At 61.4% G+C, this 24,711-nt stretch carries 21 protein-coding genes and 1 pseudogene; 7 read left to right on the top strand and 15 right to left on the bottom strand.

Annotated elements, in window-relative coordinates; all coding sequences use genetic code 11:
* Positions 1-2: 2 nt before the first annotated feature.
* Together IEW81_RS07305 and IEW81_RS07300 are read right to left on the bottom strand one after the other, a co-directional pair.
* Positions 3-2,477 carry a glycosyltransferase gene (locus tag IEW81_RS07305; protein WP_097059305.1) on the bottom strand — a complete coding sequence of 825 codons (2,475 nt, stop codon included), beginning with the start codon at positions 2,475-2,477 and terminating at the stop codon, positions 3-5.
* A 67-nt stretch (positions 2,478-2,544) separates the two neighbouring features.
* Complete coding sequence (locus IEW81_RS07300; RefSeq protein ID WP_097059304.1) at positions 2,545-3,915, bottom strand: glycosyltransferase; 1,371 nt, start codon at positions 3,913-3,915, stop codon at positions 2,545-2,547.
* A gap of 204 nt (positions 3,916-4,119) precedes the next feature.
* Between IEW81_RS07300 and IEW81_RS07295 the strand changes: the two genes are divergently transcribed.
* Complete coding sequence (locus IEW81_RS07295) at positions 4,120-5,460, top strand: hypothetical protein (protein ID WP_143544601.1); 1,341 nt, start codon at positions 4,120-4,122, stop codon at positions 5,458-5,460.
* Between the two features lie 42 nt (positions 5,461-5,502).
* On the opposite strand, the gene IEW81_RS07290 is transcribed toward IEW81_RS07295, so the two are convergent.
* The 5 genes from IEW81_RS07290 to IEW81_RS07270 all read right to left on the bottom strand — a co-directional run bounded on the left by IEW81_RS07290 (position 5,503) and on the right by IEW81_RS07270 (position 11,033).
* Positions 5,503-6,243: an ABC transporter ATP-binding protein gene (locus IEW81_RS07290; RefSeq protein ID WP_218839942.1), complete on the bottom strand. Its 741-nt coding sequence runs from the start codon at positions 6,241-6,243 to the stop codon at positions 5,503-5,505.
* On the bottom strand, positions 6,240-7,076 hold the full coding sequence (locus IEW81_RS07285) for an ABC transporter permease (RefSeq protein ID WP_097059302.1): 837 nt from the start codon (positions 7,074-7,076) through the stop codon (positions 6,240-6,242). Before IEW81_RS07285 ends, IEW81_RS07290 begins: the two co-directional genes overlap by 4 nt.
* A gap of 87 nt (positions 7,077-7,163) precedes the next feature.
* Positions 7,164-8,033, bottom strand: coding sequence for a glucose-1-phosphate thymidylyltransferase RfbA (rfbA, locus tag IEW81_RS07280; protein ID WP_097059301.1), 870 nt, complete (start codon positions 8,031-8,033; stop codon positions 7,164-7,166).
* 1 nt (position 8,034) lies between these two features.
* Entirely contained in the window at positions 8,035-8,649 is a 615-nt protein-coding gene (locus IEW81_RS07275) for a dTDP-4-dehydrorhamnose 3,5-epimerase family protein (protein WP_097059300.1), read from the bottom strand.
* Between the two features lie 26 nt (positions 8,650-8,675).
* Positions 8,676-11,033, bottom strand: a complete 2,358-nt coding sequence (locus IEW81_RS07270) for a cell wall-binding repeat-containing protein (RefSeq protein WP_179691720.1) — start codon at positions 11,031-11,033, stop codon at positions 8,676-8,678.
* A 168-nt stretch (positions 11,034-11,201) separates the two neighbouring features.
* Between IEW81_RS07270 and IEW81_RS07265 the strand changes: the two genes are divergently transcribed.
* From IEW81_RS07265 to IEW81_RS07250, 4 genes are read left to right on the top strand one after another with little or no spacing between them, the layout of a single operon-like run.
* Positions 11,202-12,143 carry a glycosyltransferase gene (locus tag IEW81_RS07265; protein WP_097059298.1) on the top strand — a complete coding sequence of 314 codons (942 nt, stop codon included), beginning with the start codon at positions 11,202-11,204 and terminating at the stop codon, positions 12,141-12,143.
* Positions 12,144-12,167: 24 nt separating this feature from the next.
* The gene (rfbB, locus tag IEW81_RS07260; RefSeq protein ID WP_097059297.1) at positions 12,168-13,151 is read left to right on the top strand and encodes a dTDP-glucose 4,6-dehydratase; all 984 of its coding nucleotides are present in this window, start codon (positions 12,168-12,170) and stop codon (positions 13,149-13,151) included.
* On the top strand, positions 13,148-14,017 hold the full coding sequence (rfbD, locus tag IEW81_RS07255; protein ID WP_268236639.1) for a dTDP-4-dehydrorhamnose reductase: 870 nt from the start codon (positions 13,148-13,150) through the stop codon (positions 14,015-14,017). The genes rfbB and rfbD overlap by 4 nt, the downstream gene beginning before the upstream one ends.
* Complete coding sequence (locus IEW81_RS07250; RefSeq protein WP_097059296.1) at positions 14,014-15,144, top strand: glycosyltransferase family 4 protein; 1,131 nt, start codon at positions 14,014-14,016, stop codon at positions 15,142-15,144. Before rfbD ends, IEW81_RS07250 begins: the two co-directional genes overlap by 4 nt.
* A 3-nt stretch (positions 15,145-15,147) precedes the next feature.
* Here IEW81_RS07250 and IEW81_RS07245 read toward each other — a convergent pair whose 3' ends face one another.
* Together IEW81_RS07245 and purE are read right to left on the bottom strand one after the other, a co-directional pair.
* Complete coding sequence (locus IEW81_RS07245) at positions 15,148-16,527, bottom strand: LCP family protein (RefSeq protein ID WP_308421892.1); 1,380 nt, start codon at positions 16,525-16,527, stop codon at positions 15,148-15,150.
* Positions 16,524-17,018 carry a 5-(carboxyamino)imidazole ribonucleotide mutase gene (purE, locus tag IEW81_RS07240; protein WP_097059773.1) on the bottom strand — a complete coding sequence of 165 codons (495 nt, stop codon included), beginning with the start codon at positions 17,016-17,018 and terminating at the stop codon, positions 16,524-16,526. The genes IEW81_RS07245 and purE overlap by 4 nt, the downstream gene beginning before the upstream one ends.
* A 185-nt stretch (positions 17,019-17,203) precedes the next feature.
* Here purE and IEW81_RS07235 point away from each other — a divergent pair, with 185 nt between their 5' ends.
* Positions 17,204-18,121, top strand: coding sequence for a hypothetical protein (locus tag IEW81_RS07235; protein ID WP_097059295.1), 918 nt, complete (start codon positions 17,204-17,206; stop codon positions 18,119-18,121).
* Here the strand turns inward: IEW81_RS07235 and IEW81_RS07230 are convergent.
* Entirely contained in the window at positions 18,108-19,898 is a 1,791-nt protein-coding gene (locus IEW81_RS07230) for a cell wall-binding repeat-containing protein (protein ID WP_188732701.1), read from the bottom strand. The genes IEW81_RS07235 and IEW81_RS07230 overlap by 14 nt on opposite strands.
* An 80-nt stretch (positions 19,899-19,978) precedes the next feature.
* A complete protein-coding gene (locus IEW81_RS07225; protein ID WP_097059293.1) occupies positions 19,979-21,094 on the bottom strand; it encodes a 5-(carboxyamino)imidazole ribonucleotide synthase in 1,116 nt (371 codons plus the stop codon).
* Between the two features lie 98 nt (positions 21,095-21,192).
* Between IEW81_RS07225 and IEW81_RS14510 the strand changes: the two are divergent.
* A pseudogene (locus IEW81_RS14510) lies at positions 21,193-21,543 on the top strand (GtrA family protein); the annotation flags it as partial.
* 41 nt (positions 21,544-21,584) lie between these two features.
* Here the strand turns inward: IEW81_RS14510 and IEW81_RS14505 are convergent.
* Genes IEW81_RS14505 through IEW81_RS07205 form a run of 4 tightly spaced genes read right to left on the bottom strand, consistent with a single transcriptional unit; the run spans position 21,585 to position 24,686 of the window.
* Positions 21,585-22,586: a glycosyltransferase domain-containing protein gene (locus IEW81_RS14505; RefSeq protein WP_229671294.1), complete on the bottom strand. Its 1,002-nt coding sequence runs from the start codon at positions 22,584-22,586 to the stop codon at positions 21,585-21,587.
* Between the two features lie 50 nt (positions 22,587-22,636).
* Positions 22,637-23,386: a hypothetical protein gene (locus tag IEW81_RS07215; RefSeq protein ID WP_097059290.1), complete on the bottom strand. Its 750-nt coding sequence runs from the start codon at positions 23,384-23,386 to the stop codon at positions 22,637-22,639.
* 17 nt (positions 23,387-23,403) lie between these two features.
* Positions 23,404-23,892: a PH domain-containing protein gene (locus tag IEW81_RS07210; protein ID WP_097059289.1), complete on the bottom strand. Its 489-nt coding sequence runs from the start codon at positions 23,890-23,892 to the stop codon at positions 23,404-23,406.
* Positions 23,889-24,686: a biotin--[acetyl-CoA-carboxylase] ligase gene (locus IEW81_RS07205; RefSeq protein WP_097059288.1), complete on the bottom strand. Its 798-nt coding sequence runs from the start codon at positions 24,684-24,686 to the stop codon at positions 23,889-23,891. The genes IEW81_RS07210 and IEW81_RS07205 overlap by 4 nt, the downstream gene beginning before the upstream one ends.
* Positions 24,687-24,711 lie beyond the last annotated feature (25 nt).

Here is a 24,711-nt window from a genome sequence, read left to right as displayed (position 1 = left end):
AATCAGCCGCGCCGGAGGCGACGCCTCACCTTGTCGAAGACGACGACCGGACCACCGTTCTGCAGGTAGTGCTTCACGAGCCCGAGATCGTGGCGGAGCCCCGATCGTCTCCTGCGCTGCCGGTTCGGAGCGGCGGTTGCGCGGCTACCCTGTGCGATCCGCATGTCGCCTGCATGGTGCGGCGCTGCCACGAACTCGACGAGCGGCGCCAAAGCCACCTCCCAGAAGTAACGTTCGCGCACATTCTGGATGTTCGCGCGCACCGTTGCGATGAACTCGGTGTCGAATATCGCGCGTTCGAGGGCCGCGGCTAGCGCATCCACATCCTCGGCCGGAACCACGATCCCGAGGTTCTCGGCTTCGATGAGTTCGGCGAAGTGGTCACCAGCCGTGACCACCATCGGAAGCTCTGCCCAGAGGTAGTCCAGGATCCGGGTTCGGAAAGAGAATGTCGTTTCGATGTGGGAGAAGTGAGTGCTGACTCCCACATCTGCTTCGAGAAGGTAGTTTTCGCGATCGCTGTAGTCGACCCACGAGTCATTGAAGAACACCGTTGAGCCGAGCAGCCCCAGCTGCTGTGCGAGCGCCCTCGACTCGCCGACGATCTCCATCTCGGGTACGCCGGGGTGCGGGTGCTTGGTGCCCTGGAAGAACAAACGCACGTTGTCGTGCTTCTCAGAGACTCGACCGACCGCCCTGATCAGGGTCTTCGGGTCGAACCAGTTGTACAGCCCTCCGCTCCAGAGCAGCACCTTGTCGTGTTCGGTGATTCCCGGTAGTACACCTTTGAGCACGTCCCTGCGGTGTTCGGGTGGCGTGGAAGACAGCCCGAACGGCACGACGCTCAGAAGCCCGTCAAGGTCTGGGTCACCCCGATAGGTATCCGGATTAATGCGCCCGAGAGAAGCCAACTGTCCGAGCCAGAACAGTCTCTGGCGATCGGATGCACAGAGGAAGAAGTCTCCACGCTCCATCTGCTGGTTCAGCACGTCCGTGGCGTCGCTCACCTGCTTGTCCCACTGTGCCGCCGGCAGTTCCCGGCCCTGCTCGAGCTGCTCGAGATGCATCGGGTCGTAGAGGTCAACGACCAGGATCTTCTTCGAATCTCGCAGTGAGTCGAACACCGACATGGCGTTGCCCTGGAAGACGATCACATCCGCCGCGGCTTCGAGTTTGGAGAACGAGCGGTCGTCGCCCATCGACACATGAACGAGATCGAAGGGCGCATCTACTTTTTCGACCCTCGAAAGGCTGACGAGGGTCACCGTGCAGTGTCGTGACAGCAGCTCAGCCATGTTCCAGGCACGGATGGCCGGACCGGCGATCTTCGCGCCGATCGGATCCCCGGTAATGACGACCACGTTCGTTGCCGACGGCGGTTCCGTGACATCGAACGCCGTTACGAGGTTTTCGTATCCCCTGAGGTAGCCCTCCTCCTGGAACACCGGAGCGTCAGCCAGCCCGAACAGCTTCCAGATTCGCTCATCAGAGATTTGGCGACCCGCCTGAATCCTGTCGCGAGTTGCTCGGAGCCCCGGAAGCTCCTCGACGAACTGGTCGATCGCGAAGGTCGCGGCCATTGTCTGCTTCGACACTTCCATCGTCTGCTCAGCGTCGCCCCCGGGTTTGCGCAGGTCGAATGAGGTCGAATCGAGTTTTCCACGGGCGATGCCCCGACGGACGGAGAGCCCGATCGCCGCCGGCAGCGCGGAGCCGACACTTTCGTCCCCGATGTTCTTATAGAGGGTGAAGAGCGCGTTACGTTCGAGCAGGTAGGTCTCCTTGTAGGGACCGAACGCGCTCATCGAAGCGTGATGCTTGTGGAATGCGAGAGAAGCAGGCTCGTATACGAAGCGCCAGCCCGCGAGGTTGAGTCGCCAGCCGAGATCCACGTCTTCGAAGAACATGAAATACCGTTCGTCGAAACCACCGAGTTCGTCGTAAGCGGTGCGACGCACGAACATCGCCGAGCCGGTACCGAACAGCACGTCTCGAGCAGTGTCGACTTTCGGCGGCACAGCTTCCGCAGTAAAAGGCTTGTAGCCCATGCCGTACCAGGTCATGGCTGAGCCGATGTAGTCGACGAGTTTGCCATCCCAGTCGAGCACCCTGCTGGCCACCGCGCCGATTCGAGGTGATTCGCCGAACTTCGATACTGCGGCCTTCACCCACCCCGGATCGGGTTTCGCATCGTTGTTGAGCAGGGCTATGAATTCTCCGCTGGATGCCGCGACGCCCCTGTTGCACCCGCCGGCAAAGCCGTCGTTCGTGGCAGATACGACGAGCGTGATGCCTGGCGCCTCGACCCGGAGTCGCGCAGCGCTGTCATCGCCGGATCCGTTTTCGACGACCACGATCTCGAGCAGTTCGGCCGGCCACTCAAGCAGGCGCAGGTTCCGGATGGCTTCGAGGGTGTCGTCCGTTCCGCGAAAATTGACGAGCACGACGGAGACGACCCCGGATTTCAACGTGGGCATTCGAACCTCTCAGAGTCTGACGTCGAGCGCGGGAAGTCTACCAATTCGCCGGACTTCCCTGTTCTCGCTACTTCAGGATGCGCCTCGCAGCACCCGTGACCGCCCTCAGTGGCGCGGTGATCCGCCAGGAGGCGCTGGCGTGCAGCCCACCCGTCTGCGTCTCCAGGTCGGCGACCCTCGCTTTCAGGCTAGCGATCTCAGCAACAGCGGCAATCTGCACGTTCGCATTGAGGTCAGCGGCACGAGTCCCGTTCGCGCAGAAGTCGAGCAACGGCTGCAACACACGATCCCATTTGTACAGCTCAGCAAACTCCGCCACGCGCGCGGTGATCCGCCCATGCTCTTCGTCGTCGAACAGCGTAAGTTCCAGCGCAGCCTCGAGCGCCTCGACATCACCCGCAGGAACCACGGCGCCCAGGGAGTTCTTCTGGATCAACTCGGCAAACGTGTCACCATCGGTAGACACGACGGGCAGTGACGTCCAGAGGTAGTCCAGGATTCGCGTTCGAAAGCTGAACGCAGTCTCGAGGTGATCCAGGTGGGTGCTGACACCGACGTCGGCATCCAGCAGGTAGTCCGCGCGTTCGTCGTACGGCACCCATCCTTCGTTGAAGAAGACGATCCGGTCGAGCAGCCCTCGCTCTTCCGCCAGCTTCTTTGCATCGAACGCCATCTGCATGGTCGGCACGTGCGGATTGGGGTGCTTGACGCCCAGAAAATACAGACGCACTTCCGGTCGGCGCTCGGCGAGTTTCTCTACAGCTTTGATCAGGGTGATCGGGTCGAACCAGTTATAGATCCCACCGCCCCACAGGATCACCTTGTCCGTTGCGGCGATACCCGCGACAGCACCCTTGATTGCGTGCTTGTTCTGAACCGGAGCAGCGTCAGGCAAACCGAACGGCACGACATCGATCAGCCCTCGCAGGCTCGTGTCAGCGTCGTATGTCGCCGGGTTGATCCGCCCCAGGCCCGCCATCTGGCCCAGCCAGAAGTCCCGCTGCTTTTCAGACGCGCACACCATGTAGTCAGCGCGAAGAATCTGATCGTTGAGAACGCCGACCGTGGCGGAGCTGATGTAGACCCGATCATCGAACGAGCGCCCGCGCGACTGTTCGAGCACTTCGAGGTGCATCGGGTCGTAGATGTCGACGACGATGATCTTGTCGGTGGCCTTGATCCACGGATGGGAGCTGAGGAGATGGCCCTGGAAAACCAGGACGTCGGCCCATTCGACCAGGCTTTCGAGTCCGACCTTGGACACGTCCACGATCTCAAGGCCATCATGGGACAGTGTGGAGTGCACCGTCGAGGCCAGCTTCACGTTGGCGACTGACGCGACCGCCTTCGCTATCTCGAACGCGCGGATGGCTGGCCCCGCCATCTTCTCCGACAGGGAGTCCGAGGTGACTACGAGAACGTTGCGGTCATGCGTCATACGTATGTCGTGTCCTTTGGTGTCACCGAACCAGCGCTACCGGCGTAGCACCACGGCCTTTAACACAACTATAGGTGAGCCAATTCAGGAGGCAGGCGGTGGAACAGGGCTGGCGAGCGGTTGCGCCTAAGCTGGACCCAGTATTTTGCCGGGTATCGTCCGAAGCGGTTCCACGGCAGCCACAGTGAGATGTAAAAGGTTGCAATGATCAAAATCCCCACAACAAGACGTGCGGTAGCGGGCCCTCGCCAATGGATTTCGAAATGGGCCGTCGCGATCGTGCTTGTGGTCGTCGGCGCTGCTGTTTCTATTTCCAATTTGTCTCAGCACGACGAAGTTTTCTCGGCATTCGACGAGTGGGTTTACTACGATTATGTAGTGAAATTTCCGACTCAGGGATTCGTGCACCAAGGGGAGGAAATCGGGGAACCGGCACTTCAAGCGATGGCCTGCACCGGAGACCTGTATGGTCCTCGCGGAGAACCGTGCACGGGCGAAGACGGAATTTACGATGAGCCGGAACTGTATCCGCAACAGGGCCTGACATCGGCAGATATCTACTCTCCGTTGTATTTCGGCATCACCTGGGCCGGAGCTCAGGTTGTCATGCTCTTCAGTGGACTCAACCTCCTGGATGCTGCGCGAGCCACAGGAGTTCTTTGGCTCGGCGCTGGGCTGATCCTGTTGGTATTGCTCTTTCGAGAATTCAAAGTGCCAGCACTGTTGCAATTGGGGCTGGGGCTGGCGACCATAGGCCTCGGGACCAGTCACTACGCTTTCACCTACATCACCACAGACGCGCCAGCACTGGCCAGTGGAGCCGCTGTAGCCGTACTGGGCTATAAATTTGCCCGAACGGGTCGATTCGGGGGCTGGCTCATTGCAACGGCCGTCATGGTGACGCTGCTCAAGGTCGCTTTCCTGCTCATCGTTGCGCTGGTTGCGATAGCACTGGTGTTGCATGCCCTCATCAAATTGAAAGCAGGCGCGTCATTTCGGGGTGGGCCCGCACCGTCCCCTGCCATTTTGATGTCAATACCGCTCGTTGCGCTCGGGAGCTCGGCTCTCGCAGAGCTCATTTGGCTCACTTTCCGCAGCATCAGTAGCGTTGGCCCCAGCCCAGACCAGGGACTCGCATCTACCCTGTCCATCATCGGGGTGCTCAGTGCCGCATTCGTGTTTCTGGTGGCGCGCGACGGGATTAATAATACGAGTTCGATGGCGGAGATCGTCACCGCGCCGTACTACCTACTCGTCATCACCGGTGTCCTGGGCTGGTTCCTGACTGCACGGGGTTCAGGTATTTTTCGCTTGTGGAGCATCGCGACTGCGGTCATCACGGTGGTGGCCGCCCCTCTAATGCTGGTGGGAATGCAGCTCGCCCTTCACACCATCGCGCCGATTTCGCCACGTTACGCGCTTGTGCTTGCTCCAATGCTCCTCGTCGCCGTAGCAGCGGTGGTCCGAAACTCCGTTTCCGTGTGGATAATCCTCGTCTACGGAGTAGCGCTGAGCGGCGCTGCATTCCTGGGCCTCATTCGATAGCTGCCACAAGCGAAACGACAGCGGTGAAGGCCGTTGACCTGCTCAGGAATTGCTCGATAGCGAATCCTTGTAAGCCTGGATGGTGGGCGCGGCATCGCCCACAGCACGGAGGGTTCCGTGGCTGATCCACGCAGCTTTGTCGCACATCTTCTCCACCGTGCCCATCGAGTGGCTCACGAGAATAACGGTGCGGCCGGCTTCGCGTAGATCCTGGAATTTCTGGTAGCACTTGTCCTGGAACTCCTGGTCGCCAACGGCGAGCACCTCGTCAACCACGAGAATGTCTGGATTGACGTTGATGGCAATCGCAAAGCCCAGTCGCACGAACATTCCCGACGAGTAGTTCTTCACTGGCTGGTCGATGAATTGCTCGACGCCCGAGAAATCCACGATCTCGTCGAATTTGCTCGTGATGTCCTTCTTTGACATTCCCAGGATCGAGCCGTTCAGGAAAATATTGTCTCGACCGGAGAGCTCGGCGTGGAATCCCGAGCCCACCTCGAGCATCGCGGCCAGTTTGCCCTTATGAGCGATGGTTCCCTCATTCGGAAAGTAGATGCTCGCCAGACACTTCAACAGTGTTGACTTACCCGAGCCGTTGCTGCCGATCAGCCCGAAAGTCGACCCCTGCGGCACGTCGAATGTGACGTCTTTGAGCGCCCAGAAGTCTTCGTGCACTGAACGCCGACCGCGCATGATGGTCGACTTGAGCGTCTGGTTGCGCTCGTGGTACATCCTGAACTTCTTGCTCACATTGTTCACGCGAACTGCGATGTCGCTCACAGCGCTTCCGCCAGTCTCTTGTCATTGCGTTGGAATACCAGCACGCCGAGGATCAGGGTGATGGAGGCCCACGCGAAGCACACCAGCCACTCCACCGGGTCGGGCCAGCGGTTGTCGTATAGGAGGTTTCGAAACACCGTGATGAAGTGATCCATTGGGTTGAGTCGATAAATGTCAATGAGCGAGACCGATGTACCCAGAAGGCCGCCGACGTCTTTTGACGCCTGCTCGACCAGCGAAACCGGGTAGATGATCGGCGACAGATACATCCAAATTTGAAGGATGATCGTCAGGAAGTACTGCGTATCCCGGAAGTACACGTTGGCGATGGACAGCATGAGAGCAAGTCCCGCGGCGAACATCGCGAGCAACAGCATGATCAGGATCATCAGCGGCACCCATGGCAGCACGAATGCGCCGGCAATCGAGAGCACGATCACCAGCACTGCCATCTCAAAAAGCCAGTTGTATGCGCTCGATGCGACATTCGACAGAGGGAGCACGATGCGCGTGAAGTAAACCTTCTGGATTAGCCCGGTATTGGCGACGAGCGAACCGATTCCGACATTGAGGACCGTTGCAAAGAAGGTCCAGGGCAGCAACCCACACAACAGCCACAGCGCGAACGCATCGAGGCCGCTGGGGTCACCGACGTCCGGCTCGGTTTTGAAAATAAACCCGAAGACAAAGGTGTAGATGACCATCAGGGCCAACGGATTGGCCAGCGACCAGAGTTGACCGAACAGGGTGCGGCTGTACTTGCCTCGCACCTCTCGCATGGTGAGGTTCACCAACAGTTCGCGAGCTGCGAAGACCTCTTTTAGATATCTCATGCAACCTCACTGCGGACGGGGCCATAGACCGAGGACCAACTTAGCCTAGAACTCTGAACAACCGTCATCGCGGCGCCACCGAGCCGGTCATCCTGCGGCGGCGATGAGCCCCTGGAGATAGGTACCGTAGCCGCTTTTCTGCAAGGGGGCCGCGAGCGCCGCAAGCTGCGCGTCGTCGATCCAGCCCGCACGCCACGCAATTTCTTCGATGCAGCCAATCTTGAACCCCTGGCGATCCTCGATGACACGCACATACTCGGATGCCTGCATCATCGACTCGAATGTTCCGGTATCAAGCCACGCTGTCCCCCGGTCGAGCACCTGCACCTGCAGCTTTCCAGCATCGAGGTACCGCTCGTTTACCGTAGAGATCTCGAGCTCACCCCTCGCGCTCGGAACAATGGTCTTCGCGATGCCGACAACAGAGTTGTCATAGAAGTACAGCCCGGGAACCGCATAGTTGCTCTTCGGTTTGGTCGGCTTCTCCTCGATGGAGATCGCCTTCATGTCATCGTCGAACTCGACGACTCCATAGGAGGTCGGGTTCGAGACGTGGTACGCGAAGATCAGACCGCCTTCGATCCCACCGTTGCCCCGCAGGGATGAGCCGAGCCCAGCGCCGTGGAAGATGTTGTCGCCGAGCACAAGGGCGACGCTCTCGTCACCGATGAACTCCTCGCCGATGATGAATGCCTGCGCAAGACCGTCCGGGCTCGGCTGCACCGCGTATTCGAGTCGGATGCCCAGCTCTGAGCCATCGCCCAGCAACGCTCTGAACTGGTCGTAGTACGCGGGTGTTGTGATGATCAGGATCTCCCTGATGTCAGCCATCATCAGCGTCGACAGGGGGTAGTAGATCATCGGCTTGTCGTAGATCGGCATCAACTGCTTGGAGATGCCTTTGGTAATCGGCCAGAGGCGCGTACCGGATCCGCCGGCCAGGATTATTCCGCGCATGTCAGGCTCCGTTTGCTTCGTTCAACTCGTTGTAAAACGCCCTGACATCATCCCACCGAGGCAGCAGCCCCAGGGCTTCGGCCTCAGCAAGCGACGGCGCCTCGACGTCTTTCGGCGACAGCAACGCCTCGCCGGCTTCGGGCGGAAATACCAGGCCGATCTGCTCATCCAGCGGGTTGATGCCATGCTCTGCGGTCGGGTTGTATGTGTCACTGACGAGGTAGCTCACCACCGCGTCGTCGGTGAGGGCGACGAAGGCGTGCCCGAGCCCTTCAGAGAGGTAGATCGCCTTGCAGTCCACGTCGTCGAGCAACACAGTGTCCCATTGGCCGAACGTCGGCGAGCCGAGACGAATGTCGATCGCAAAGTCGAGCACTGCCCCATGCATGGCGGTGACGTACTTTGCCTGCCCGACGGGAACATCCGCGAAGTGGATCCCGCGCACGACTCCCTTCTTCGACACGGAGGTGTTCGCCTGCCTCAGGGTGATGGGGTGACCCGTCACCTCAGCGAGCTTGTCGAACCGGTACCACTCGAGAAACCTTCCACGATCGTCCGCCCGCTGGACGGGGGTGATCTCGTAGACGTCAGGAATCGTAAGCTCACGGATTTGCACTCGGAGAGTCTACCGAAACCGTCGCATCAGCACTGTTTAAGCCTGGCAACGTCCTCAGTAAGAACAGCAGCACCACCCAAGAGCGTCACCTTGGTGGTGCCGAATTGCTGCAGAGCAGCAATGACGGAAGCCGGTATGCAGCTTGTGGGTATGACGATCAGCGGAGCGGATCGGGTTCCTGCCAGCACCGCGCCAGCAAGCGCATCAGGGAAGTTATAGCCCGTCGCCAGGAACACCTCAGTCGGGTTCGACGACCCAAAGGCTGCAACCGCAATGTTTTTGGATGTCTCGAACCTGTCTTCCCCGCCTATTCGTGTCGTAGGAGCTATCCGTCCCAAAGAAGCTTTCATTCCCTCGGTCATCGAAGCAGGCCCACCTATCACTGCGATATTCGAGACACCGAGTGCTGTCAGGAGAGCCTGCGTCGCGCTATCCACTGACGAGAGGTGGCCGGGTACAAGGATGACCGGCGTGTCAAGTGCGCCTCCCGCGCCGCTGGCACTGAGCGCATCAGGAAAGTTCGCACCCGTGGCGACATACGCGCTGGCGGCAGAAGGGAACGCGTACTTGACGATGTTACGGGAGGTCTCGTAGCGGTCCCCGCCGCCGATTCGAATGATGTTCGGTTGCACACTTTCGAGGCTGGCGAACACGGAATCCGACACGGAATTCGGACCCCCCACCACGACTATCTTCGCCGGATCCAGACGAATGATCTCGTCCCTCACATTCGCAGGAAGCGAATTTGGCTCAGTGAGAAGAAGGACACCGCCCTGCCTTGCGGCAGCCGGAGCAGCAGACAATGCATCGGGGAAGTTTCGCCCCGTCGTCACGTACACCACGTTGATCGATGTTGGCGAGCCTGCGGGATATGACGAGGTCGAAACCTTGATCGCTGTGTCGAAGCGATCCGTTCCGCTGATGCGCTGGGAGATGTTGTCTACTACGACGCTCAGTACGACCGGGGCAGACCTGGACCACCCTGATCCCGCGGCCAGACTCACCGAGTGAGACCCCGCTGCAACACCATTGAGGGAAATGCTCCAGCTACCTGACGTTGCAGGTACGGTGGCGAACGGGCTTGTCGCCCCGTCCAGGTATGCGAGCACCTTCGAGGACGGCGTTGGCGAGGAAACAGTTCCAGTGATCGAACCGATCCCGGAGAGGTGAGCCCCGGAAGCAGTCGTTACCGCCGGTGCGGCCACCGCCACGGCGATTTCCCAATTGGCGCCGTAGAGAGCAGCGACGCTCGATTTGCCCGCCCCCCCTGCCATCGGAAATGCACCCGAAGCAAAATTTGGATCATCGCACGTGCCGATTGTCGCCCAGGATGTCACGCCGATGGCGAGACTTCCCGACACCAGCGGCCCCCCGCTATCCCCCTGCACGGTACAGGCATCGGTGACGACGGAATTGACAAGGCTGCCATCCACGTCGGCGGTAATGTCGACAGCCAGAACGGTTCCACATTTCCAACCCGTGCTGCTCCCCGACTTGCACACCGCAGCTCCATCGACAGTTCGCGACGTGCCTGTGATGGTGAGCGGTGTCGAAGCGAGAGGAGCCCCTGCACCAGGAACCCCTGCACTGCCTCCCCACGTCAGCACCGAAGACTGCGATCGAACATTCGGGTTCGAGACGTTCACCAGGCCAGCGTCGTTACCGTCGCCGAGCTTCGCGCTTGAGAGAACTGCCTCCCCGAGGATGGGGCCAAGCTGGGCTAGGGTCGCTTCCTGGTTCGGGCTGGACATGTTGAGCGCAGTTACAGGGCTCTGTGCATTCTTCACACAGTGGCCAGCGCTGAGGAACTGTCGCCCGCCGGTCGACGAAAAGCCGTTGAATCCACTGGTGCAACGGAAGGCAGACACGCCGGATTCGAAGTAGTAACCCTGGCCTCCGTAGAAGTCGGACGACGGGTCGGCGGCGAACACCAGAGGGGCCTCCGGAGCGACGAACGGAGCCGGTTCACCCACAACTCCGACCGCACCGGCTGCTTCGACAACCGCTACTTCCGCTTCCGTCGACACGTTCACGGTCAGCGTGGTGCCGTCGATGCGTGAGCCAAGCACAACGATGCCGGCATCCTCAAGCGAGTCGACGACCTCGACAGCCTGGGCTGCCGCTTCAGACTGTGCCATGAACTCTTCACCGGTGATACCGAGGTCGACGTCGAGGCTGGTCACGAGCTCGGGCGGGAGGGCCTGGGCCTCTGCGACGAAGTCGGCGGCGGGGTATGACCCCATCACTTCGATCCCGCTCGTATCGATGGGTTCGTCCGCTGTCGCGGCCATGACCGGGCTAATGGCCAGCGCGCCGCACATGGCGAAGGTCGTCGCTGCGGCGACGATTCGTGAGCGGCGCTTGGAAAAGCGAGTGGCCAGCATGGGAATCCCCTTGTCCATTGCGTGGAACCCGATTGTCCACGCAAGAAATTAGGGTGCTGAAAAGCCACCCATGGTGATGATGCTAGGGCTGCATAGTTCACGAGGCAATGGCCTGGCTGGCCCCCATCCGGGCCTTACAGACTCGACGCTCCGGTACTGTGGACATCCATGTTCAACACCGGCGATCACAATGGCGCCGAGCCCGACATCGTCGTGCTACTCGCGACGTTCAACGGAGTGCGATGGTTGCCCCAGCAGATCGCCAGCATCCTCGACCAGTCCGGTGTTGCGGTCAGGATTGTCGCCGCGGATGACGGCTCGACAGACGGCACCGGCGAATGGCTCGCCGAACTGGCGTCGCGCGAGCCCAGGCTGACCGTTCTCGAAGATCCGGCGCCGACGGGCAGCTCGTCGGCGAACTTCTATCGGCTGCTTACCTCGGTCGATACTGCCGATGCCCTCGTGGCATTCGCCGACCAGGACGACATCTGGATGCCCGGAAAGCTGAAGCGCCACGCAACGCTGCTCGCGCGCGGATTCGACGGGGTGTCATCCAGTGTCACGGCCTTCACGGGCGCGGGAAAGCGCACCCTGGTGCGCAAGGACTACCCGCAGCGCGGGCGGGACTACCTACTGGAGAGCCCCGGGCCGGGCAGCACTTTCCTCCTGACTCCGCGGCTGGCGCAGCTCACCAGGGATCTGCTCACCCGACCCGATGCCGTCGCCCCTCGGGTCGACTTCCACGATTCGCTCATCTACGCGATCGCACGGTCGCACGGCTGGTCGTGGCACATCGACGGCGAGTCCACCGTCGATTACCGCCAACACGATGACAACGTCATCGGATCGAACACCGGTATCGGCGCCGCGATCACTCGATTGAGACTGATCCGCAGCCACTGGCTACGCAATCACGCCGTTCTGCTGACGCGAGTATCGATCCAGTCGGCACCATCAGGCGACCGCGCTGCGCTCGAGCAGATCCTGCATTTGCTCACCGCCACCGGACTCCGATCCCGGTTGGCGTTGGCCAGCATGAGTGGCCAAATGCGGAGAAGACCGCGGGATCAAAGGATAATTGCCCTATTGGTAGCCATCGGCGTGTGGTGAAGCGAAAGAAAGTTGCACAAGATCATGAGAATCCTCGTCACCGGCGGTGCCGGCTTCATTGGCTCGAACTTCGTTCGACGCACCCTGGAAGATGCGTACCCCGGGCTTGAGGGGGCCGAGGTCGTCGTTCTCGACGCCATGACATACTCCGGCAACCTCGAGAACCTGGCGCCGGTCGCAGATTCCCCGCGGTATTCGTTCATCGAGGGCGACATCCGCGATTCCGACCTGCTCGACAAACTGCTTCCCGGCGTGGATTCCATCGTGCACTTCGCCGCAGAATCGCACGTCGACCGCTCGGTGCGCGACTCGGGCATCTTCGTGGAGACCAACGTGCTCGGCACGCAGAGGCTGCTGGATGCCGCGCTTCGCCACAATCTCGGCCGCTTCGTACACGTCTCCACCGACGAGGTCTACGGCTCGATCGCCGAAGGCTCGTGGGATGAACAGCGGCCGCTCGAACCGAACTCGCCGTACTCCGCATCGAAGGCCGGAAGCGACCTGCTCGCCCGCAGTTACTTCCGCACGCACGGGCTCAATCTTTCGATCACGCGCTGCTCGAACAACTACGGGCCGTACCACTTCCCGGAAAAGGTCATCCCGCTGTTCGTCACCAACCTCATCGACGACAGGCACGTGCCTCTCTATGGGGAGGGCAACAATATCCGCGACTGGCTGCATGTCGACGACCACACCCGCGGTATCGCGATGGTTCTCGTCGGTGGCCGCGCCGGCGAGATCTACAACATCGGGGGCGGAACGGAGCTCACGAATAAGGAGCTCACACAGTTGCTGCTGGATGCGACGGGCAAAGACTGGTCGTACGTCGACCGGGTCCAGGATCGCCTGGGACATGACCTGCGTTACAGCGTCGATATCTCCAAGATCCGCGCAGAGCTCGGTTACGAGCCCCTCGTGCCGTTCGAGCAGGGCCTCGCCGACGTCGTGCAGTGGTACCGCGACAACCGCCAGTGGTGGGAACCGTTGAAAGAGCGCGCCGCACTGTGAGTTCGACCCCGTCTCGCAGGTACCTCATCGCCGGCGCCGGTGGCATGCTCGGCACCGACCTCCAGCGCGTGCTGTCAGAGCGGGATGTCACAGCGCTCACCCGCGCTCACCTCGATGTAACCGATGCGAACGCCGTGCTCTCGGCCGTCGAGGGGCATGACGTCGTCATCAATGCCTCCGCCTACACGAAGGTCGACGACGCCGAGACCCACGAAGATGTTGCGTTCGCGATCAACGCGGCGGGTGCTGCGAATCTCGCTGCCGCTGCCGCCAGGTTCGGCGCGGCACTGGTGCAAGTCTCTACCGATTATGTTTTCGATGGCACTGCGACGACGCCCTACGCCGAGGATGCACCGTGCCATCCTGTCTCTGCCTACGGGCGCACGAAGGCGCGGGGTGAGCAGCTGGCGCTGGCGATCCACCCTGAGGGCACCCGCATCATCCGGACAGCATGGCTATATGGCCAGCACGGCGGCAACTTCGCCGCGACGATGCTGCGGCTTGCCAGGGAGCGCGACACGGTCGATGTGGTGAGCGACCAGCTCGGCCAGCCCACCTGGACGATGGATCTCGCCGCACGGATCGTTGGGATGCTCGACGCGGGTGTACCCGCCGGGATCTACCACGGCACCAATTCGGGCCAGGCGACGTGGTTTGATTTCGCGCAGGCGATCTTCGAGCTCGGTGGTTTCGATCCTGAGCGTGTGAAGCCCACCGACAGTTCATCGTTCGTGCGCCCGGCACCGCGCCCGTCGTATTCTGTGCTCGGCCACGGTGCATGGACGGCCGCGGGCCTCGAGCCCATGCGTGACTGGAAGGCGGCCCTCGGTTCTGCTTTCGCCTCAGGGGCCCTGGGGGCCTCATGACCACCCTCCGAGTCATCATCGATGAGATGCTCGCCCACACCCCCGGGAGCGTGGGCAGGTACACCGAGGAACTCACGCGAGCCCTTATCGCAACGGCACCGCGCGACTGCTACGTGGAGGCGTTCGTCTCAGCATCGACCGAGCCGGAATACGATTTGATCAACCAGAGACTCCCCGGTCTCTCCCGGCTCCACAAAAGCGCCCTCGCCGGCCGGGAGGTAAAGGCGGCCTGGCAGCACGGCTTCACGAGGCTCCCCGGCCATGGGATGGTGCACGCGCCGAGCCTGCTGGCCCCACTGTCCCGCCATGATCGACTGAACAGTGCAGACCAGATCGTGGTCACTGTGCACGACACTGTCGCGTGGTCGCATCCTGAGTTGCTCCCTCCCCGCGTCGTCGCCTGGCACAAGGCGATGCTCAAGCGCGCGACGCGCTTTGCCGACGGAATCGTCGCGCCCAGCCACACAGTTGCCGACCAGCTGGGCGGGATCGCCGATCTCGGTGACCGGGTGCGGGTCATCAGCGGCGCCGCCAGTTCGCTCATCATCCCGCCCGTCGACGCCGACGAACGGGCCTCCAGGCTCGCCCTCCCGGCACGCTACATCCTGGCCATCGGCGGCCTCGATCCGCGAAAGGGCATCGATCAACTGATCCGGGCGATGTCACAACTCAGAAGTGACGAACCACTGTTGATCGTCGGTCCTGCCGCCGATGATGGTGCCCTCGCCACAGCTGTCGCTGACGCCGGCCTCGAACAGGCGCGCGTCCAGGGTCTCGGATTCCTGGAGGATGCCGACCTGGCGGTCGTCATGAAGAACGCGACGGTCTTCGCCTACCCCAATATCGAAGAGGGATTCGGCATGCCCATGCTCGACGCTTTCTCGCTCGGCACTCCGGTCGTGCACTCCGACGCTCCCGCGCTTGTCGAGCTCGCCGCGGGTGGCGGAATCGTCGTGCAGCGGGGCGACAGCGACCTCTATCCGGAGAGACTGGCCGACGCCATCCAGTCCATACTGGATGACCGCCAGCTCGCAATCAGGCTCGGCTACTCGGGTTCGGACCGTGCACATGCCTTCAGCTGGCGCAGTTCAGCCGAGAAGGTCTGGCAGCTCCACGCCGACCTGTAGCCGCTATCCGCCGGTGGTGTCTGAACTCGGGATCGGCGCAACACCGGCAGCCACCAACTGCCTGATGTGGTCATAGTCGGGATCTTCGGGATCGACGCCGTTATCCGGAACCAATTCCACGTTCTGCAGGGGCAGGTTCTTCGTTTTCGATGCCAGGTCGACAAAGTAGCCCAGCGATGCCTGCGGAATGTCGGTCTTGACCACCCGGGTTCCTGCAGCGGCAACCCCCTGCAACTGGCTCAGGACGTTCGCGGGAGTGAACTGCTCGAGCAGCGCTTCTTCGAGCTGGCGTTGGCGCGCCATTCGGTCATAGTCCGATGTGTCGTGTCGCGACCGCGCATACCAGAGCGCGTGATAGCCGTCGAGATGAACAACCCCCGGACCGATCCATTCTGCGACCGTGGTGAACGTCTCGTCGGAGTGGATCGGAACTGCCGTTGCTACATCGACGGTGATCCCGCCAAGCGAATCAACCAGGTCGAGAAAGCCCTGCATGTCGATCAGCGCGTAGTACTGGATGGAGAGACCGGTGATGCCCTGGACGGCATCCCTCATGCCCTCGATCCCGGGCTCACTGCCCTGGGCAACCGCATCCGGGTACATCTCGGGGCTCATGAGCTCCACCTCGGTGTAGACGGAATTCAGGAGGCAGACGCTCACCTCACAACCCAGATCGGCACCGTATCCATTGGGGTACGCGGCCGCCAGGGGAGAGCCCTCGGAGAAGGGCACGTATTCCATGTTCCGGGGCAGGCCGATCATCGTGGCAGCACCCGTGGCCGCGTCGATGCTGACCACCGTGATGCTGTCTGGGCGAAGCCCATCCCGGTCGGGGCCGGAGTCGCCGCCGAGCAGCATGATGTTGTACCGACCGTCGATGGCCGGCTTCGGAGGTGCGGTGATAAAGACGTTGGAGACGAAGTTGCTCGCCGTAGTCGCAACGAATGCACCGTAGGCAGCCGTGCCGGAGGTCGCCACCAGCAGGATCGTCGCGAGGCCCGCGACCCATCCTCGAGCAGACGGTGCAGCCTTGATGAGTCTCACCAGGCGTAGGGTGTCGAGCGTGAGAATCAGCCAGAGAACCGCGTAAAAAGCCAGGACGAGCGCGATCGCGATCAGGCTGATGCTCATGCTGGCAATCGTCAGGATGGTCGATCGTGACAGCAGGAACGTGAGGCCGGCCGCGATGATCAGCGCCCACAGTACGAAGGTGGCGCCGACTCCGAACCGTCCGAGCCGCCTGTTGCCTGCGAGGAGCTGGGCTGATCCGGGGATCAGGATGTTGAGGACCACCAGCACCCAGGCGCGCCTTGTCATCACCGGTTGCGAACCGGAATCGGGGTAGCGGACCGGCTGGCTCGATGCCAGCGATGCCTGGCTCACAGTGACCTGTTCAGTGCGGAGTTCTTCTCTTCCACCATGGCTTCGAGGCTACGCGCGTACACGGCGAGTTTTTCCGTCAATGCCGCGTCACCCGACCCGATGATGCGCGCCGCGAGAATTCCGGCGTTCCGTGCGCCACCGATGGAGACCGTCGCCACGGGGATGCCTGCGGGCATCTGCACGATAGAGAGCAGGGAATCAAGACCGTCGAGCTTTGCGAGCGGCACCGGAACGCCGATCACGGGCAGTGTGGTGACCGAGGCGAGCATCCCTGGAAGGTGGGCGGCTCCCCCGGCTCCGGCGATGATGACCCGGATGCCCCTGGCAGCAGCGGCCTTGCCGAATGCGATCATCTTCTCCGGGGTGCGGTGCGCAGACACGACCTGCACCTCATGAGGGATACCGAACTCCTTCAGCACAAGAGCACTCTCGGCCATGACGCTCCAATCGGAATCGGAGCCCATCACGACCGCGACGAGGGCAGCCGTCATCTCGGGTTCACGGTCTTTCGATTCAGGCACTCGCCAATGGTAGGTGTCATTCCTGTGGGATGGCCAGCGACACGGTAGACCTATGATCGTATGGATTGCCCTGTCGTCGACGGCCCTGTGAGACTCGGTAGCTGTATTTCACTAAATACGTCGGGCTCCGGAAGGTCGATACTCGATTGCGGTCTGTGATCATCGCTGTACTCACCACGCTCCACCTCGACGGTGCCGCTCGCACGGCATCGGCTGCTGGGCGACGCATGGTCACCGGATCTGGGACCGGCGCGCAGCAACTCAGTGACGCCTTGTCAGCAGCTCGAAAGCTGATCATCTCCTACCCGTCACGGAGACGGGCAGCTCGCGCGTATCGGAAGCTCGTCGCCTGCGGCATTCGACTGGAACCGCTTCTCGGTGCGACAAGCGGGTTGGCCATCCCGGTCATCATGTGTATGTGGCGACGGCCTGAACGGATGAAGACCATTCTCAGGATGCTCGATGACCAATCAGACTGCCCGCCGATCCGACTTGTCCTGTGGAACAACAATTCCCTGAATTCCGCGAAGATCAGATCAGATATCTCCGGGTTTTCTGCGGTGGGCTCGCTCGAGAGCATCGAGCTGTATGAGTCGGCAGTCAATGTTGGAGGAATCGGTCGCTTCCTGGCAGCCAGGGAGGTTCGAAAGCACAGCACCCGCGGCCTCATGATCATGCTGGATGATGACCAGGATGTGTCGCACTCGTTCGTCCGGGACCTGGCAGCAACCGGGTCTCCCCGAACTATTTCGGGGGTGTGGGCATGGCGGATTCACTCCGGCTACTGGGATCGAACCCAGGTGGTCATCCAAGGGGGAAGCGCCGACTACGTGGGCACCGGTGGCTGTGTCTGGGACTCCTCCCTCATCGACGATCGACGGCTTCTGGATGACCTTCCATCGCGCTTCATGTTCATGGAGGACATCTGGATGAGCCGATTCGCGGCACAGCGCGACTGGAACCTACGTATGGTCGACACCCCAGTGAGTTTCGTGTTGGCTGACCTCGATCAGGGACACGATCTCCACCGCCAGAAAACGAAGTTCTACGAGTGGTTGGTCAGTCGCAGTTGAGGTATGACTGCACGCCTTGGCTGAGCGCTGCTGGCCCGCCGAGAAGTGTGACTGCTGGGGCCTGGATGGTGATGAAATCCTGAACGACGCTGCGGTATATGCAGGGAGTCGGTGACAAGTAAAGTGCGGCCCCCTGGGACCCAGCGAGAACAGCCCCGGCCAGGGCATCGGGAAAGTTGTATGCCGACGCTACGTAAACTGGAGACCGGACCGGGAAGGCATCCCGGTTCAGAGCGGCAGCGACCGCGAACCGGTCGGCCCCTCCGAGGCGGTTCACCGTGATACCCGGGATAGCCCGAAGCCCGGCTTCAACCCCAGCGCTCACGGCCACCGGGCCGCCGGCGATGATGACCGAGGTGACTCCCAGCGTCGCAAGGGTTTGTGCCGTTGCACCATCGAGGGTGCTGGCAGATCCGTCAACAAGAATTACGGGAGCCTTACGATATCCCGCAGCTGCACTCGCAGACAGCGCGTCAGCGAAACCATTTCCCGTAGCGATGTAGGCCAGTGTGGCGCCAGTCGGGAACCCGTTGGCTGCAATGAGTCTGGAGGTCGAGAACCTGTCATCAGCTCCATCCCGCCGGATAGTTGGAGCGAGTGCCGTCAGGGCGTCGTAGGCAGCGCGCGAGACAGCGGCTTCTCCACCCACCACGACGATCAACTTGGGCGTCAACCGCCGGATTTCCGCCGCCACGGCCGCAGGCACGGTGTCGCCGGGTACTAGCAGCAGCGGGCCGTTACCCATGACTGCCGCCGGTGCTGCGCTCAACGCGTCCGGATAGTTGTAGCCGTTGGCGATGTAGATGACATCAGCCGCGACACTTCGCCTTGCAGAGATCTTGAGCGCCGTATCGAACCTGTCGATACCATCGATTCTCGTGGGAACGACCCCCGCGAGAGTGATCCCCGCCGGATTCCCAAACCAATTGGAGTAGAACGTCCAGAAGTTTCTGTTGCCGTAAGTGGAGCAGCCATCTCCAAGGCCATAGAGATTCGTGAGCGCAGCTGCATTTGGCGTGTAGGGCGTGTACCAGTACAGGCTCGCGGTCGGTTGGTTCCTGACGACCACAGATCGCGTGCCGCAGTCCGGATTGTTATCCTTGTAAAGGATCTGGCTTATCTCTCCAATGCGGTAATTCGAACGGTAGTTGCTGGTGTACTCAGTTCCTGGACCCGTACCCGCAGGCATCCCGTATCTGACCATGTAATACGCAGCCAGATAGACCTGTTGGAAGAAACCCTTCTGTGCCGGATCGCATGCTGCCGTGTCCGGGCAACCCGCACCCATCGCCGTCGCGAGCTGACCTGTTGTAGGCCAGGTGTCGGTGATGAGGCCCTGCTCCTTCTGAAGCATCACAAGCAGTACCTTGGGGCTGATGCCGCACGCTATACCCACCTTCGACACGATGCGCGCAACGCTCTCATCCGAGGCGCCCTGATACGGACGACACATCGGATTGGCGGGCTTGTCAAAGGTGGGAAAGCTGAGGTCGTACAAACACGTATACCCGGGATGCTGAGGGGTATTGCAACTGACTGGCCCCTTCGCATCGAGGAAGGATTGAATGTCGGCCTCCGCCAGCGAGGTGCTCGCGTAGAACTGCGCGTCGCTGATGATGTAGCCCGGGTCGAAGTCAGCCCCGGTGATGGCACCCGCGGGCGCAGGTACTGCCGCGACCGAGATGCCAACCACGAGAGCGAAGCACGCTCCCGCAGCAACCGCAAGGCGCCTCAAGTAATGCGCGCGATGATGATGTTCCCCTGATATCTGTGCCACTATCCGCCCCCGGTTCGTCAGTGAAGCGTAGCCCGGATCGCTACAAACACAAGCCTTTTCCCGAAGGAGAGTCTGACGTTTCAGTCAGTCAGTGCCATAGAGGCGGCTCGAGCGCGAGCCACGACGTCGTCAAGATCTTCTCCACCTACCGTGACGTGACCGACCTTTCTGCCAGGTCGCGACGCTTTGCCGTACTCATGAAACTTCACGTCAGGATACCCGGCCATCGCTACTGGATACCGATCGGGAACCGTTCCGGATGCCGGGCCTCCAAGCACGTTGACCATAACGCTCCAGCGATCCCGAGGAGCCGTAGAGCCGAGTGGTAGGTCCAGCACGGCGCGCAGATGTTGCTCGAACTGGGACGTCAACGATCCGTCTATGGTCCAGTGGCCGCTGTTATGTGGGCGCATTGCCAGCTCGTTGACCAGCAACCTGTCATCGGCCGTCTCGAATAGCTCGACCGCAAGCACACCGGTGACCCCGAGATTTTCGGCAATGGCCGTTGCTATCGACTCAGCCTCGACCTGGAGCCGCCGGCTAGCACGAGGCGCAGGCGCGATCACTTCTGCGCAAACACCGCCCTGCTGGATAGATTCAACGACGGGCCAGAGCGCGATCTCGCCCGATGGACGCCTCGCCAGGACCTGTGACAGCTCTCGGGTGTATCTGACGAGCTCCTCTGCGAGGACGGGCCCGTGGTCGAACCACGAGGCGACATCCTCACCTCGAGAAACCACGCGCACACCCTTGCCGTCGTAACCGCCCCTCGGGGTTTTCGCGACCGCCTGACCACCGTGATCTTCGATGAACGCAGTCAGCTCCGCGGCCGAATCGACACGGGCCCAGCTCGGCATCGGCAGGGCAAGCTCGCCCAGTCTCGCGCGCATTGCGAGCTTGTCCTGCGCGAAGAGAAGAGCCTCAGGCGCTGGGTGCAATTTTATGCCGCTGTTTGCAAGCTCATGCAGAACCTCCAGAGGGACGTGCTCGTGATCGAATGTGACAACATCAACCCCGTTGGCAAACCGGCGCAGCGCGCTGGCATCTCCGAGATCCCCCACCATTGACGCGGCCATCGCCGCGGACATGCCGTCCGCCTCGGCAAAAACTGAGATGTCGATGCCGAGCTCAGTTGCCGGGCCGATCATCATTCGAGCAAGTTGTCCGGCGCCGACCACTCCTACGCTAAAGCCCATCGGTTCTCCTCTATCCTCACAGTAAGCATCCGGGAACCTGGCGTTCTGGGCGGATAGACTCCTTAGCCTTTCCCATTCTCGCCTACTCCTGGAGCCCAGTGCGCAAGTTCCTCAAGCAGTTCGCACGTTTCGGGATCGTCGGCTTCGGTGGATTGATCATTGACGTCTCGGTGTTCAACCTGTTGAGGATCACCGTGTTGTCACCTGATGCTCTCCACGAGGGTCCGGTGATTGCGAAAATCATCTCAACTTCGATCGCGATCGTGGCCAATTGGGCCGGCAACCGCTACTGGACTTTTAATTCACAGCGCAGAGCGCATCCGCTACGGGAGGGAATCGAGTTCGCCATCGTCAGTGCGGGAGGAATGCTGATCGGGCTCGGATGCCTCTGGGTGAGTCACTACGGATTAGGCTTCACTTCGCTTTTGGCCGACAATATCGCGTCGAACGGCGTGGGCCTGGCATTAGGCACAGCTTTCCGTTTCACATTTTATCGGCTTTGGGTCTTTCGGTCTCGAGAACTGGAGTCGTCCGAAGAGCTACCGACCGAATCGGATGAGCCAGAGGATCCTTCCCGGGCAGAAAGCATCCGGCGGATTCTTCCGACGCTCCAGCGATAAGGCGCCGTTATGCGCCAACTGCCGCTCGCCAGTGTGGCGTTCAGTGCAGCTACCGATTCCCTCGTTGATGCTTCAAGTTCCCTGATTGACGATTCACGATCCAGAATCGACAGCTCACATTCCAGAATGCGAGATTCGCGCTTCTTCACGATGTCGACCAACTCGATAGAAGCCGCGTCCAGGTCGCGATAGGCCTGCTCCAGCTCTAGTGTCAGCACTTCGAGTGGATTCTGGGCCACGCGCTCCCCAGCCAGGATGTTCCGGCCTCGCGATCGCGGCCATTCGTGCCATCGTGACGCGCTGTTCTCGATCGCCACAATGTTGATTTCGTGTCGAGCAGTCGCGAGTGCGATTCCCACGGAGAGCTGGTCCCGGCGCGAGTATCGCAAGACGTGATCGAGCCATACCGCCATGGTTTCGCGCACTGCGACAGTCGATCTGCGGGCAAGCATACCTGTCCAGAGCACCTCAGATGCGAGCACGAGGGGAGCCACAACCATATAGTGCCCCCATTGCTCGAATATGCGGGCAGGATCGTCAAGTTTCAACGTCACAACTTCAGCAAATTCGGCTGAAACGTTCTCCCGGAAACTGTGCCTGGGTACGGCCAGGTCCGCGCTGACCAACCACTCATCCAGGAGCTCGCCGGGATCTCCTATGAAAGCGACTGTGTTGTCGAGCCAGAGCGTTTCCTGAAACTCATCGAGCAACTCGTGCCCACGAATTTTGAGCACGCGAGCACTGCGAACCCTGTCAAGTGGAAATTCTGGCTGGATGAGGCGGACGTCCCAGGTTTCGCTCGTGAGCGTGGGGTCATCGGTCAGGCAGATGAAGGGAATCGAGCTTTCGAGTGCCGCCGGCTGCTCGAGCAACTGCTCGTATCCACCAATCAGGGCACAGTACACAGCGCGAGTTGGTTGGTTCACCACGTGCCTGCCAATTCAGCCGAACTCAAGAGCACCGCTTCGTCCGGATAGATCCATCCCGATTCGAGCATTCGCGAGACTGCGGCCTCGGACCTGCCAGAACCGACCCGTATCAAATTGTGGGTACGCCGATCGATGAGAAAGAGAAATCGCCCACGGGCAAGCTCGGTTATCCTCCCAGCCGACAGGCCAGCCAACGGAATAATGACTGCCCAGCGAACGAACCTCGTCAGAAGTGGCGTGAGTTCCGCGATCGCGCAGTAAGAGTCGAGGTGCCATCCGATACGGAAACACGCGTTCTGAGATTGTCCAGGATTGCTAGCCAGCGTGGCAGTGACGGCCAGTCCAACGAGCAGTGGGGGCATCAGCGACACCTCTGATTCGATGAGCTCGACCGCCCGGCCAGCTTCGGAAAGAGTTCGTTGCAGGAAAGGAAACTCGGCGCCACCGTTCTCGGCGGAGACCAAACGAGATCCCGGCGGGAGCGGCACCGTGGCGATCAGCTCACCGAATCCACTGCCCAGCTCGACGATGACATCCCAAGGGTGCAGCCAGGCAACACGCTGCCAAAACACACGCCCGATGGATTCCATTCTGCGGACTACATCACCCGGGATCCCCGTTGCGCCGGGCGGAACATAGACGACACCCTCGACGCCGCCAATGCGAAGGACAGCCGCACTTGCATCAGCCTCGATCATGCTCTGATTATAGGAGAGCGGCGCCACGCAGAGTTCCGCTGCCACATCGACGCTGCTTAGAGTCACTGCTGCTGATTCGAAGGCTGTTCCCGCTGCGCGGCCTCGATGAGCTCGTGAAGCGCCTCTTGCACGAGGTCTGCTGACGGCACGTCCCTGAGCACTACCGGGTTGTCCTGGCCGGAGTTCAGAACGACATCTCCGCTGCGAAAGACAGCCTGGAGCGCATTCCGTCGCACAGTGACATCGTGAGCGCGGCTGTGCAGTAGCTCCTGCCTGGTACGCATGAAGATCCCGCTGCGCACCACGATGCGCCTGGTCGTGATCGTGGTGCGGCGTGACAACCAGCGGCACAGGGGCATTAACCAGCCAGTGAACACGAGCAGCGCTGCGATCACGAGCACAACCAGAAACTGCCACTGCTCGGTGACAAGGCCCGCCACGTATCCGACACCCCCAGCGACCACTACCAGCACCACGGTCGGCCAGAACAGTGCCCGTGAATGCGGCCGGAGCTTCACGATGACGGTGTCGCGCTCCGGCCTCGCATTCACGCGTACCTCAGGTGCGTCACGTCCCCGGCCGCGATCGCGCGCACACCGTCGAAGCTCGTGCCCGCCACCACGAGCCGTCCCGAATCGTCGATGCCGGTCGCGGCACCGAACAGCTGGTCCCCGTCGGGAAGATCCACCCTGACGCTGCGACCGATCGTGTTGCACGCGGCGCAGACCTCGGTGCGCAGTCCGCTGGCACCCGCGTCGAAACCGGCGGCAGCAAAGGCCGAGTAGAGCGAGTCGAGCTCGTTGAGATAGGTGCTGAGTGCGGCATCCAGCATCGCATCGTCCACGGCCTCACGGCCGTCGCCCCAACCGTTGAGGGCGAGGGACGTGGAGGTCGGTGTCGGCAGCTCTGCCGCGGTCATCGTGAGGTTGAGGCCAGCGCCGATCACGACGCCGATACCGGGAACCAGCTCGGCGAGGATTCCGGAGATCTTCAGGCCGTTCACGTGTACGTCATTCGGCCACTTAAGGGTCACCTCGTGGCCTTCGACGAGCAGCCCAACAGCCCGCGTCATCGCGAGCCCCGTCAAAAGTGGCAGCCAGCCGAGCCGGTCAGGTGACACGGCACCGGTTCCGAGGAACACCGAGACAGCGAGAGCCTTCCCCTCCCGAGCGACCCAGTCGCGCCCCAACCGACCTCGTCCGGCGGTCTGGTTCGTCGTCGCCAGCACGGAGAGGTGCGGGAGATCGCCACCGGATGCCCGGGCCACGAGTTCGTCGTTGGTGGAGCCTGCCCGCGGCAGCACATCGAGCCGCGCGACGATGGCGCTCGACAGTGGAAGGTGCATCCCCACAGGTTAGGCCCCCGTTTCT

This window comes from Salinibacterium xinjiangense, assembly GCF_014645015.1.
Taxonomy (GTDB): domain Bacteria; phylum Actinomycetota; class Actinomycetes; order Actinomycetales; family Microbacteriaceae; genus Rhodoglobus; species Rhodoglobus xinjiangensis.
The sequence above is the reverse complement of the archived record's forward strand: the minus strand, read 5'-3'. Positions and strand labels throughout refer to the sequence as shown.